Source organism: Hydrogenobacter sp. (assembly GCA_041287335.1).
In the GTDB taxonomy this organism is placed as follows: domain Bacteria; phylum Aquificota; class Aquificia; order Aquificales; family Aquificaceae; genus Hydrogenobacter.
Genome location: JBEULM010000023.1, coordinates 25,201 through 36,914 on the forward strand (window position 1 = coordinate 25,201; position 11,714 = coordinate 36,914).

The 11,714-nt window shown below is 40.6% G+C and carries 17 protein-coding genes; 7 read left to right on the forward strand and 10 right to left on the reverse strand.

What is annotated here, in order from left to right:
- Positions 1–36 precede the first annotated feature (36 nt).
- The 6 genes from ABWK04_03375 to nadC all read right to left on the reverse strand — a co-directional run bounded on the left by ABWK04_03375 (position 37) and on the right by nadC (position 4,564).
- Positions 37–399 (reverse strand): hypothetical protein, encoded by a 363-nt coding sequence (locus tag ABWK04_03375; protein MEZ0360926.1) that lies wholly within the window; start codon positions 397–399, stop codon positions 37–39.
- A gap of 133 nt (positions 400–532) precedes the next feature.
- Positions 533–1,327 carry a hypothetical protein gene (locus ABWK04_03380; GenBank protein ID MEZ0360927.1) on the reverse strand — a complete coding sequence of 265 codons (795 nt, stop codon included), beginning with the start codon at positions 1,325–1,327 and terminating at the stop codon, positions 533–535.
- A gap of 88 nt (positions 1,328–1,415) precedes the next feature.
- The gene (locus ABWK04_03385) at positions 1,416–1,709 is read right to left on the reverse strand and encodes a PepSY domain-containing protein (GenBank protein ID MEZ0360928.1); all 294 of its coding nucleotides are present in this window, start codon (positions 1,707–1,709) and stop codon (positions 1,416–1,418) included.
- A gap of 79 nt (positions 1,710–1,788) precedes the next feature.
- Positions 1,789–3,087, reverse strand: coding sequence for a HAMP domain-containing sensor histidine kinase (locus ABWK04_03390; protein ID MEZ0360929.1), 1,299 nt, complete (start codon positions 3,085–3,087; stop codon positions 1,789–1,791).
- Positions 3,080–3,745 (reverse strand): response regulator transcription factor, encoded by a 666-nt coding sequence (locus ABWK04_03395; protein MEZ0360930.1) that lies wholly within the window; start codon positions 3,743–3,745, stop codon positions 3,080–3,082. Before ABWK04_03395 ends, ABWK04_03390 begins: the two co-directional genes overlap by 8 nt.
- Positions 3,746–3,754: 9 nt before the next feature.
- A complete protein-coding gene (nadC, locus tag ABWK04_03400) occupies positions 3,755–4,564 on the reverse strand; it encodes a carboxylating nicotinate-nucleotide diphosphorylase (GenBank protein ID MEZ0360931.1) in 810 nt (269 codons plus the stop codon).
- A 32-nt stretch (positions 4,565–4,596) separates the two neighbouring features.
- Here nadC and ABWK04_03405 point away from each other — a divergent pair, with 32 nt between their 5' ends.
- Both ABWK04_03405 and rfaE2 read left to right on the forward strand, forming a co-directional pair.
- Positions 4,597–6,051, forward strand: coding sequence for a glycogen/starch synthase (locus ABWK04_03405; protein MEZ0360932.1), 1,455 nt, complete (start codon positions 4,597–4,599; stop codon positions 6,049–6,051).
- Positions 6,041–6,523 carry a D-glycero-beta-D-manno-heptose 1-phosphate adenylyltransferase gene (gene rfaE2 / locus ABWK04_03410; GenBank protein MEZ0360933.1) on the forward strand — a complete coding sequence of 161 codons (483 nt, stop codon included), beginning with the start codon at positions 6,041–6,043 and terminating at the stop codon, positions 6,521–6,523. The genes ABWK04_03405 and rfaE2 overlap by 11 nt, the downstream gene beginning before the upstream one ends.
- Here rfaE2 and ABWK04_03415 read toward each other — a convergent pair.
- Positions 6,502–7,077, reverse strand: a complete 576-nt coding sequence (locus ABWK04_03415; protein MEZ0360934.1) for a recombination protein O N-terminal domain-containing protein — start codon at positions 7,075–7,077, stop codon at positions 6,502–6,504. The genes rfaE2 and ABWK04_03415 overlap by 22 nt on opposite strands.
- 34 nt (positions 7,078–7,111) lie before the next feature.
- Between ABWK04_03415 and panC the strand changes: the two genes are divergently transcribed.
- From panC to nusB, 3 genes are read left to right on the forward strand one after another with little or no spacing between them, the layout of a single operon-like run.
- On the forward strand, positions 7,112–7,981 hold the full coding sequence (gene panC / locus ABWK04_03420; GenBank protein ID MEZ0360935.1) for a pantoate--beta-alanine ligase: 870 nt from the start codon (positions 7,112–7,114) through the stop codon (positions 7,979–7,981).
- The gene (ribE, locus tag ABWK04_03425) at positions 7,968–8,432 is read left to right on the forward strand and encodes a 6,7-dimethyl-8-ribityllumazine synthase (GenBank protein MEZ0360936.1); all 465 of its coding nucleotides are present in this window, start codon (positions 7,968–7,970) and stop codon (positions 8,430–8,432) included. Before panC ends, ribE begins: the two co-directional genes overlap by 14 nt.
- Entirely contained in the window at positions 8,429–8,833 is a 405-nt protein-coding gene (nusB, locus tag ABWK04_03430) for a transcription antitermination factor NusB (GenBank protein MEZ0360937.1), read from the forward strand. The genes ribE and nusB overlap by 4 nt, the downstream gene beginning before the upstream one ends.
- Here the strand turns inward: nusB and hisA are convergent.
- The 3 genes from hisA to ABWK04_03445 are packed head-to-tail and all read right to left on the reverse strand — an operon-like array spanning position 8,820 to position 10,445.
- Entirely contained in the window at positions 8,820–9,527 is a 708-nt protein-coding gene (gene hisA, locus ABWK04_03435) for a 1-(5-phosphoribosyl)-5-[(5-phosphoribosylamino)methylideneamino]imidazole-4-carboxamide isomerase (GenBank protein ID MEZ0360938.1), read from the reverse strand. The genes nusB and hisA overlap by 14 nt on opposite strands.
- Before the next feature lie 5 nt (positions 9,528–9,532).
- The gene (locus ABWK04_03440; protein ID MEZ0360939.1) at positions 9,533–9,925 is read right to left on the reverse strand and encodes a hypothetical protein; all 393 of its coding nucleotides are present in this window, start codon (positions 9,923–9,925) and stop codon (positions 9,533–9,535) included.
- The gene (locus tag ABWK04_03445) at positions 9,900–10,445 is read right to left on the reverse strand and encodes a sigma-70 family RNA polymerase sigma factor (GenBank protein ID MEZ0360940.1); all 546 of its coding nucleotides are present in this window, start codon (positions 10,443–10,445) and stop codon (positions 9,900–9,902) included. The genes ABWK04_03440 and ABWK04_03445 overlap by 26 nt, the downstream gene beginning before the upstream one ends.
- Before the next feature lie 76 nt (positions 10,446–10,521).
- Here ABWK04_03445 and ABWK04_03450 point away from each other — a divergent pair, with 76 nt between their 5' ends.
- Positions 10,522–10,848, forward strand: coding sequence for a type II secretion system protein (locus ABWK04_03450; GenBank protein MEZ0360941.1), 327 nt, complete (start codon positions 10,522–10,524; stop codon positions 10,846–10,848).
- A partial coding sequence (locus tag ABWK04_03455; GenBank protein MEZ0360942.1) for a DUF115 domain-containing protein occupies positions 10,820–11,714 on the forward strand: 895 nt, incomplete at its 3' end. The genes ABWK04_03450 and ABWK04_03455, both read left to right, overlap by 29 nt.

Below are 11,714 nucleotides of genomic sequence, written 5' to 3' on the forward strand. Positions count from 1 at the left end.
TTTTTAAGGCTTATTAAAAGGTTTTACCCTAACTTTTTAACGCATCTCCCCTTTTATTAACCTGCTGTATAGCCTGTAGGCTTGCCTGTAGGCTTGTGGGTCTTCCTCAGCAGTAAAAACTAACGCACCCTTTATCTCTTCCTCCTCATCGTCAAAGTAAAAGCCTTCAAAGGCTATAAGAACAGCCTCATCATCTGCATCTACGAAGGCTACCTTTGAAGGATTTATAAAATATCGGATATCGTCATTATCAATAAGCCAAAAATGGTCAGATATTTCTATATCTTCCTCTATTTCTATGGCATTTTCCTCGTAGTAGCCACCAAAGTAGGCAAGCGTTAAATCTTCCCTCCTGTCTTGCTCTATCAGGGTTGCTATGGAGAGGTTTATGTACTTCATGTGCTAACCTCAAAGTATATTTTGTGTTTTTTAATTTATACCTAATTTTATTTTTGACAATGATTTAGATCATATTTAAAAAAACCACTTTAAATGTGTAAGAGTTTGGATTCTCGGCAATGCCTTCTGGAGTCTATGGTTCCCCGTGCCTGCTTAAAATCCGTTTATTTTCGTGTCTCAAATATTCCATAATAAGGAGTAAGACAAAAACGAATAACTCCACCAAAGAAGAGGTGAGTCTATCTAAAGCAAGCCCATGCATACTGTGTGGCTTTGTCAGGAGATCCCCAAAGGTTGCTCCAAAGGGTCTGGTAAAAATGAAAGCTACCCAGAACAGCAAAGTCTTATTTAGTTTTGTAAAGTGATGTAATAAAAACACAAAGATTATTACTAAACTTGTAGCTATAGCCCCTTCTATGTAGCTGAGACCTATATTATCCGTAAGAAAGTCTCCAAAAGCAGTCCCCAAGCTATTAGAGAAAACCACCGCTGTCCAGAAGAATACCTCCTTTAGTGGTTCGTTCATTGGGCGGATGTTTATCGTTTTATATCTCATGTACCACACAAAAAGCGTCAAGAAAAGACCCGCAGAAAGTATGAGGCTTCCCAAAAGGTATCCAAGTCCAAAGGTTCTATCCATGGCATCTGAAATTTCCGTTCCCATCACAGTAGTAGAAGCTATGGAAAACCAGAAAATGGGCGGACTGTAAGTCTTTGAGTATAGCTGTAAAACTAAAAGTGTCACAAAAATTACAAAGCTTATAAAGAAGCTATGCACATATCCCAATCCTAAACTCATAGATAGGAAATCTCCGAAGGTCTCGCCAAGGGTAGTGGCTACGATTTTCAAAAGCCAAAAAAGTAAAGTGATCTCCGGTATTTTGCTCAATAGCCATTCATCCTTTTCCACAGCTTCAAATACCTTCATGGCTAAACCTCCTGACGTTTATAGAGGCATAAAGGAAGCCTGCCCTTCTGCCTATAACTCTCCTCAAGTGGTGCGTTTCCCTTAGCTTTTAATCTTCTTCCTCTTCTTCCTTTTCCACCTTTAGCACCTTGCCCGTGTTGGCGTCTACCTTTACATCGTACTCTTCCGCATCTTTTATAAGCTTGACGCCATAGACCAGCCTTCCGTCCTCATCCTCAAGCTCGTAGCCTAAAACATCACCACCTACTTGGCTCTTTGCAGAACTTGTCGCTTCCTGAGGGCTTATCTTAGCCTGCTTAGGGTTTGGTAGCGTGTTTTCAATCTCTGCAATGGCAAGCGTAAAGCCTGCTAAAAGTCCTCCTAAAAGTAGGAGCTTCTTCATGGTTGCACCTCCTTAAAGTTTTTAACCTACTATTTAGATTAGAACCAGCACCTTAAGGAAATCTGAAGGTTAGCTTAACCTAAGCTGAAAAACACACCTTTACGAGAAGACCGCCATTTCTTTTGTTTTCAAGTAAAATCTTCCACCCAAAGAGCTGTGCTATGGCTCTTGAAATGCTCAGGCCCAAGCCTGAACCTTCTTGACTCAGAACATTGGAACCTCTATAGAAAGGCTCAAAAACTTTTTCCATGTCTTCTTCTTGTATTCCAGGTCCGTTATCAGATATATATAGACAGCCTTTATTCGTAGTGATCTCAATTTTACCACCAATGGGACTATACTTTACCGCATTTTCTACAAGATTTATTAGTATGGAATAAACAAGTTCTTTGTCTGCCTCTAAAATAACATCATCAAGTTTTACGTCTACAGTAAGGTTTTTCTTGTCAATAAGGGGCAAAAGTTCATCTAAAACTTCTTCAATGAGTAATTTTAAGTTAAAGTTTTCAAGATTGGTTTGATGGCTTTTGCTTTCAAGCCTATAAAGAAAGAGCATCTTTTCTGTAATCTTCAAAGCCTTTTCTACGGAAGCTCTTATGTTTAGAAGGAGGTTTAAAAGTTCCTCTTTTTTCCTGTTCTGTCTGAAGGCAAGATCTACCGCAGTTCTTATTACAGAAAGTGGGGTTTTTAGATGATGTGAAAGGTGATACAGAAAAAGTCTTTGATTTTGGATATACACGTTTAATCGTTCTATAAGTTTGTTATAGGAATTAAGAAGAGGCATAAACTCAGAGGGAAGTTTTATGTTGATGGGCTTTAACTCCTCTGGCGTACTTATCTCTATGCTTTTTGCAAGCTTTCTTATATTCCGCAAAGACAGGAACCAAAGGACGTAGGACAAAAGAAGAAACAAGATTAGAAGCAAAAACCAACCTAAGGTAAACTTTTTAAGCAAGGTGTTTTTATAGGATCGTTTTTCGCTTACGTCTCTATAAACACCTATGGTATAACCTTCATAAGATTTTATAAAGCCTGCTATTAGTCTACCTTTCCATTCAAAGGTATAAAAGCCATAGCGTTGAGGAAAATCTAAAACATACTCATCAGGTTGAATTTCAGCTACCCTGTTTCCTTGCTTTACCAAAAGGTAATTTCCGGAACCTTTACGGAAAATTGAAAAAACTTCCTCATCGTACTGGAAACCACCATCTTCCTGTATAAGCGAAGCTATAGACTGCCAGGAAGTCCTTAAGGACCACTCTATTTCTTCATTCAAAGTCTGTTGTAAAGTGTAGGATACAAAGACATAAAGAGATATAAAGGCTAAGGATATAAGTATAGAAAAGATAATGTAAACCCTTACAAAGAGACTATTCATTACTTAAAAGATATCCATAACCTTTTATTGTCTTTATATACTTTCCTTCTGGGTCAAGTTTTTTCCTTAACTTGCTTATTAGTACTTCTACTACGTTGCTATCTGGAAAAGCATTCCATCCATAAAGCTGTTCATTAAGGTATGTTTTAGACAAAGGTCTGCCCAGGTTTAAAACCAATAAGGAAATTAATTTCCATTCCATGTGGGTAAGTTGTACCTCTCTATTACTTTTAAAAACACGGTGAGTGTTGAGATCTACAACTACATCAGAAAAAGAAACCCTATTTTCTAAAACACCATAAGACCTTCTTATTAAAGCTCTTATTCTTGCAAGAAGCTCCTCAAAAGCAAAAGGCTTTGAAAGATAATCATCAGCACCTAAATCAAGACCTTTTACCTTATCTTCTGTAGCACCTCGTGCAGTAAGTATTATTATGGGAGTTTTAATTCCATGACCTCGTGCTATTTTTAGAAGATCAAAACCGTCCCTTTTAGGAAGCATAAGGTCTAAAATGATCACTTTATATTCTACACTTTTTATATATTCTTCCGCTGTGATTCCGTCAGAGACCCAATCTACGGTATAGCCAGCCTCTTCTAATCCTCTTTTTATAAGTCTTCCTAAGCTTTTATCGTCTTCTACAAGGAGAAGCCTCATAAAAATGTCTTAAACTATCTTCAGGCTCATGTCAAGCCAGCGAGCCGAATGGGTTATGAAACCACATGAGATATAATCTACGCCTTCAATCGCATAAAGAGTGATGTTCTCAGGCGTTATGTTACCAGAAACCTCCAACTTCACACTGCCTTTAGCTACTTTTACAGCCTCCTTCACACCATCAGGTGTAAAGTTGTCCAACATAACTATATCTACACCGCAATCTAAGGCTTGTTTGAGTTCTTCTATATTTTCAACTTCCACCTCTATCTTATAGGCGGGACTGACGACCTGCCTGACCCTTCTTACCGCTTCGGTTATGCTACCCGCTACTTTTTTGTGATTATCTTTTATGAGAACCATATCATATAAGGCAAACCGGTGATTTTTACCTCCACCCACACGCACCGCGTATTTCTCAAAGATCCTGAATCCCGGTGTAGTTTTTCTAGTATCAAGGATCTCAATTCGTGTACCTTCAAGCCTTTCAACGAACTTCCGTGTCAGCGTGGCTATTCCGCTAAGCCTTTGTAGTATGTTTAGAGCGAGCCTCTCACCCTTGAGAATACTCTCCGCAGAACCCTCAATTACCAGAAGCTCGTCCCCTTTTTTAAAAGTTACACCGTCCATCTTTGAAGTTATTACTCCAACACCTCCTAAAAGTTCAAACACCTTTATCGCAAAGGGCATACCTGCAAGAATTCCCTCATCTTTAGCCCTTATAACCGCTCTGACCCTTTCGCCCCTGCAGATACTTTCAGTTGTTATGTCCCCGGTTCCTATGTCCTCTTTCAAGAATAATCTCAGAGCATCCTCCATGCTATAATTTTAGTTCAAAAAGTGGGGTTACTATGAAAGTTGTTATGGTAGCTTTTGAGAGCGCACCCTACCTTAAGGTGGGTGGGTTGGGGGATGTGATACACTCACTCTCAAAAACATTGGTAAGATTGGGACACCAAGTGAGTGTGATCACCCCACTTCACAAAAAGATAAAGGCAGATCTTAAAAAGGTGAGGGAAAACCTTAAAATTTATATAGACCACGAGTGGAAAGCTTTTAATCTTTATGAGGATACGTATGAAGGTATCCGTTACCTCTTTGTAGACCATCCACTTTATTACCATAGAGAATACGTGTATGCACCTCCAAAAGGTGATTACGAAGACAATGCGCTCAGATCGGGATTTTTCAGTATGGCAGGGCTTGAGGTAATGAGACAGATTTCACTCTCTCCAGATGTGATACACACACACGATTGGCACACGGCGCTCTTGGGTCTTTACAAAGAGCTTTACTATCAGGATATGAACAATGTAGCCCTTGTTTTCACTATACACAACGCTATGCATCAAGGTATCTTTGATAGCATGTTTCTGCCGAGACTCAATCTTCCTTGGGAAGTTTTCCATCCCTTCGGTGGTATTGAGTTTTATGGAAAGATAAACCTTTTAAAAGCGGGCATAACTTTCTGCGATGTTCTCACTACGGTGAGCCCCTCTTATGCGGAAGAGTTAAAGGAGAATGCCTACGGTCTTGAAGGTGTGATAAAAGAAAAGAAGTACTTTTTTGGTATACTCAACGGTATAGATTACGATATATGGAACCCTGAAAGAGACAGGTACATAAAAGTACACTATAGCATAAAGAATTTTAAGAAAAAGAAGTACCAAAATAAGAAGCATCTGAGAGATGTGTTCGGTCTTGACGATGCACAGGACAAACCTCTTGTAGGTATGGTATCAAGGCTGACAGCTCAAAAGGGTTTTGATATCATAAAGGGCATGATGGATGAAGCCGTTGCAGAAGGCTTTGAGTTTGTATTTTTAGGCTCAGGTGAAGAAACTTATCAAAACATGCTCATTGAGTTCATGAAAAAGTATCCCAAGAGTGTGAGAGTCAGGATAGAGTATAACGAGGAACTTGCACATATAGTTTATGCAGGAAGCGATATGTTCCTGATGCCTTCCCTCTTTGAACCCTGCGGTATATCCCAGATGATAGCCATGAGGTATGGCACAGTTCCTATAGTTAGAAAGGTAGGTGGGTTGAAAGATACGGTGATTGATGTTGTGGAAAACCCCCAAGAAGGTACAGGTTTTACCTTTGAAGAGTACAAGCCTAAGGAACTTCTCCACGCTATGCTCAAAGCTGCGGTTTATTACGAAATGGAAAAGTGCAACAGCTCAAGAAGATGGTCCCAGCTCGTGAAGAGATGCATGTCCAAAGATTTTTCTTGGGAAAAAAGCGCCAAAGAGTACGAAAGCGTTTACTCTTCTGCTATGCTTTTGAGAAGATATGATACTTGATCTTGAAAGCTTAATAGAGTTTTTGGAGAGAGAGAGAGCCAAAGGCAAGAAGATAGTCTTTACAAACGGATGCTTTGATCTGCTTCATGCCGGACACGCCCATTATCTAAAGAGGGCTAAGGAGTTAGGAGACATACTCGTGGTAGGCATAAACTCGGACAGTTCCGTAAGGAGGATAAAAGGAGATAAAAGACCTATAATAAAACAGGAGATGAGAGCTTACCTTGTGGACAGCTTAAAACCAGTTGATTACGTGGTGATATTTGAAGAGGACACACCAGAAAGGTTAATAAGGAGCATCAAGCCCCACGTACTTGTCAAAGGTGGAGACTGGAATATAGAGAATATAGTTGGTGCTGACTTTGTACTCTCTTACGGAGGAAGAGTGGAAAGGATAGAGTTCTCTTTTGATATATCCACGAGTATAATAGTGCAAAAAATCCTGTCTATCTATAGAGACATTTCCAAGTGAGCGTCTATGATCTTTTCTATCTTACTGATGATCTCTTTATCAAGTTTCATCCTTTCAAGCAGTAATTTTCTACCCTCAGATAAAGTTCTTACAACGGATCTTATGTCTTCTTCAAAGATCATTTCTTTGTAAAGCCCCATAGCTTTGAGAATATCCAGTTTGAACCTGAGAAAAAATATGCTAACGTTTTTGATCCTTATAGAGAGGTAATTTAGAAATACCTCAAAAAGTTGCTTATCGTAATACCTCACCCATTTTATAAAAAAACCTGCGAGACTGCACATCCACAGGTATCTTTCGTAACTTTCCAAAGCTAAATAGGACAGAAAACTCACCTTACTTATATCTATGGGGATTATTATCTCACCGCTTTGCCTGTAGGTGAGTTCAACTACATTGAAGGGTTCAAAAATACCAGCATATCTGCTCTGCGCAAGTGCGCCCTCCCTCACAAAGAGGTTCATCACTCCACCCCAACCGTAAACCTTAAGTAAAAGATCCTCCTCCCCCACGAGAAGTCTCCTTAGTACGATCACCTTGCTTTTTGAGGACATGTGTTATAATTTACTCCCACAAAGGAGAGATGAAATGCCTACCTTGTTCAGGAAAGTCAAAGATGTGAGAAACTATATAAGGAATCTAAGACATTCTGCGGAAAACAATTACAGCGTAGGTTTAGTTCCAACCATGGGATATCTACACGAAGGACACATGGAGCTTGTGAGAAAGTCTAAACTTCAGAACGATATAACCGTGGTTAGTATATACGTCAACCCCCTTCAGTTTGGTAAAGGCGAAGATTACGAAAGATATCCCAGAGATCTGGAGAGGGATCTCGCCATGTGTGAAGAAGCGGGTGTAGATATAGTATTTGCCCCGACAGATGAGGAGATTTATCCACAAAAGCCTAAGGTGGAAATAAATGTGGAGGGGATAAGCAACGTACTTGAGGGAGCTTTCAGGACAGGTCACTTCAGCGGTGTTGCCCTGATAGTCCTGAAGCTCTTTAACATAGTTCAGCCCGATAGGGCATACTTTGGCGAAAAAGACTTTCAACAACTAAAACTCATAGAGAGACTCGTAAGGGATCTATCTTATCCGGTTGAAATAGTGCCTGTACCTACAGTGAGGGACAAAGATGGTCTTGCGTTGAGTTCAAGAAATACCTATCTGAAGGAAAACGAAAGGGAATCCGCACTTTCCATATACAGATCCTTTCTGATAGCTCAAAAGCTCTTTAAGGTAGGAAACACGAAAGCCGAAGACCTCAAAGAAGCAATAAAGGATTACATAAGCAGGCATCCACACGTTAAAAAGATAGATTACGTGGAGATAGTGGATGAAGAATTTAACATAAAAAGCGGTGAAGTTTCTGAAGGTGATAGGATACTCGTTGCGGTTTGGATAGGTGATACGAGACTTATAGACAACTGGAGGCTTAGCTATGAAGAGGTATGAAGGACTTTTAAAAGCGGATGGTGTGAGGTTCGGTATAGTAGCGAGCAGATTTAACCACTTGCTTGTGGATAGGTTAGTAGAGGGGGCATTAGACTGCATAATGAGGCACGGCGGTTCGGAAGAGAATATACATATAGCGAGAGTTCCAGGTTCTTGGGAAATACCCCTGATCGTTAAGGAAATGGCTCTGAGAGATGACTTAGATGCACTGATAGCTCTGGGAGTGCTAATAAGAGGACAAACTCCTCATTTTGAGTATATAGCTAGTGAGGTATCAAAGGGACTTGCTCTCGTGAGTCTTGAGACAAGAAAACCCGTATCTTTTGGAATAATCACCGCAGATTCCCTTGAACAAGCCATAGAGCGAGCCGGCACAAAGCAAGGAAACAAAGGTTGGGAGGCAGCCCTTTCGGCTATAGAGATGGTAAACCTCTTAAGAAGTCTTAGATGATATACAAACAAAAGGCTAGAAAGGATGCCTTCCTCGTTCTTTACCAATGGGACATAAAGGCGGACAAACTTGAAGATATAACAGAAGACTACATAGCTTCAAACCTCATAAAACATCCTGAGCGCAGAAGGTATATAAGGAAGCTCGTAAGGACATACATGGAAAAGGCAAAACAGATAGATGGTCTCATATCGGAGCTGAGCCAGGATTGGGAAATAGACAGAATGGGGTACATAGAGAGGAACATACTCAGAGTTGCCTTAGCCGAGATACTCTTTGTAGGTGTAAAGAACCTAAAGGCTGTGATCAAGGACTACGTGAAGCTAACTATCAAGTACGCAGGCAAAGAACCCGCCAAGTTCGTAAACGGCGTTTTGGGTAAAGCCATTAAATCTCTTTGATGTTCAGTTTTCCTTCGTATATAGCCTTTCCAACTACCACACCTTCAACTACACCGTAAAGCCTCTTTACGTCCTCAAGGCTTGAAACCCCGCCGGAGGCAAGAAGAGGCTTCTTGACAAATTTTTTAAACTTCAGGTATATATCTACATCCACACCCTCGAGGCTCCCATCTTTCTCTATATTTGTGTATAGATACCCCCATATATGGAGATTTTCAAACTTAAGCGCCAGTTCTTCCGGACCCAAAGAACTCTCTTCCTGCCAACCGCTTACAGCAACCTTGCCCCTTTTCGCATCCACGGAGAGTATAATCCTATCCGGAAAAGCCTCAACTATAGATTTAAAAATGGAAGGTTCTCTCAGCGCAACGGTTCCTGCAACGAAAAGATCTATACCTTCATCGTCAAGTACCTGACACACCTCCAGGCTCCTTATACCGCCTCCTACCTGTATCTGACCGGAAAAGACTCTCCTGATCTTTTTTATGGTTTCTATGTTTTTTGGCATACCCTCAAGACTTCCGTCAAGATCAACCACATGTAGCCTTTTAAAGCCAATCTCATTAAAAAGTTTTGCTACCTCTTCAGGATGCAGAGGATACTCTTTGACGCTCTCAAAACTACCTCTGTATAACCTTACAACTTTTCCTTCCTTTATGTCTATGGCAGGTATAATGAAGGATCTGAGATCCATCCAAATTATTGTAACATCAATTTGAAGCAGTCAGACTTTTTGATGAAGTCTTTAGCCCTTTTTTCCTCACCCTTGATCAGAAATACTTTATCTTCGTAAGGACCCTCTATCCTTAACCCTGCGAGTTCAAGATCTTTAGAGAGCTTTAAGAAACTCACGTCCTTTACAAGTTTTACTTGCACACCCTCTACACCCATTGTAGTGTATTCCTTGGGTTTGAAATAATTGTATATATGCAGTGAGAGAAGGAGAAAGATAGCTAAAGACTCCAAAACCATCAATCTGAGGATCTTCTTCCTCTTGTACCTTTCTATCCTCAGCAAAACGATATGATCAAGCGCATCAATTGGCTCTTTGCCCCTGTAAAACTCCTCAAAAGCTTTCTTTAAGTTCTTCATCCTTAAGCTCCTTTATAACTTCCAGAAGCCTCTTCTTTGCGTAAAACACCCTCGTCTTTACCGTACCCAGAGGTATGCCCAAAATCTTAGCTATTTCTTCATAGGGAAGTTCCTCGTAAAAGGCAAGGTGAAGTACCTCCCTGTGCGCAACTGATAGCCTATCCAAAGCCTTCTTCACCAGCTCTACACTCTCGCTATCTATAGATTGGTCCTCAAAGATGGCGTCGTGTTCCATGATCTCCACCGTTTTTATCTCCCTCATCCTCTTTCTGAGCATATTTCTACTAACGTTTCTCGCTATTCCAAAGAGCCAAGTACTCACCTTAGAACTCCCTTTGAAGTTTTTTGCGCTCCTCCAGACCTGATAAAAGGTTTCGATCAGAGCTTCCTGAGCATCTTCGTAATTCTCAAGCAGTCCGTAAATGTAGAAGAAGAGTCTGTTTTTGTAAAGATCCATAAGTTTCTTGAGAGCCTTCTCGTCACCTCTGGCTATCTGATCGAGCAGTTCCTCATCTCTCATGGGAGTATTTTAAGACTGCTCTCATATAGTATGTGTAAACTCTAACCGTCAAAGTTCGGTTTATAATTTTCCTAACATGAGGGGATTTACCTTACTTGAGCTGATCATAGTTATCACTATAACAGCCATGCTTACCCTCGTTGTGCTTCCCACACTTGAGAGAAAATTTTTTGGAGAGAAGGACATTCTCAGGGCTTTTATACTAAAAAACTTGAATCTTGCCATGAAGACAGGTAAGGTTATTGAGCTTTTGGGAGATGGTAAAAGCATATCATCCTCAACAGGGGAAAAGTTAAACTTGCCCCTCATGGGAAGGTGTTACATATACCCAAGCGGAGAGTTAAGACAGTGCTGGTTTGGGAAAGGAGGAGATCGTGTTTATTACACACTACTTGACTTCTGAAATAGAGGGAAAAAAGCGCAAAAACCTGGAGTATATTCGGAAGGTATCGCCCCACTTTTATAACTTTTTAAACCTGAATGGAAAAATAAACTCTCAGGTAACTTATTGGCTGGGTAGGTGGGACCTTTTGATCAACGGCACATCCCTTTACGGAGGTGATGCATACGCAAACACCAAAAGGCAGTTTGAAGCTTACCTTAAAACTCCAAACTCCTTTAGCACACCCTCTTATATATATGAATTCCCACAAGATACTATAGATGGGAGGCTTTCTGAAAACTTAAAGAGAATACTTATATCATCGGAACTCGCTGAGCGGTGCAAAGAGAAAAAAAGTGTCGGTACGGTGTTAGTCTTTGGTGTAGGACTGGGTTTTCATATAGATTTTCTTACCGAGCATTACGATATAAAACAGCTCATACTTGTGGAAACCGACGTTGAGCTGATAAAACCCACCCTATACACCCTTGACTGGGAAAAACTGCTCAGCATATACAATGGGAAAGACAAAATAATCAGCTTTTATCTGCATACAGACCCAGAACTTTTAGCTGCTGGGCTTTTAGACCACCTCATAGCATACTACAATCCCACGCTTTTGACCCACTTTCACTTATACATGCACAGGCAAGATCCAGTTCTCGTAGAAGGTGCCAAAAAGTTCTTTGCCTCCAACAAATCTCCTATCGCAGGTTTTGGTTACTTTCAGGACGAGCTTTGGTCGTTGGAATACACCCTTGAGAACATAAAAAGGGAGATACCCCTCTATCAGGGAAAGAAGCAAGTCCCATCAGACGCTGTTGCCTTCGTCATAGGAGCGGGTCCTTCCCTTGAGTATGCCCTTGACTTTATCAAAAATAACAAAG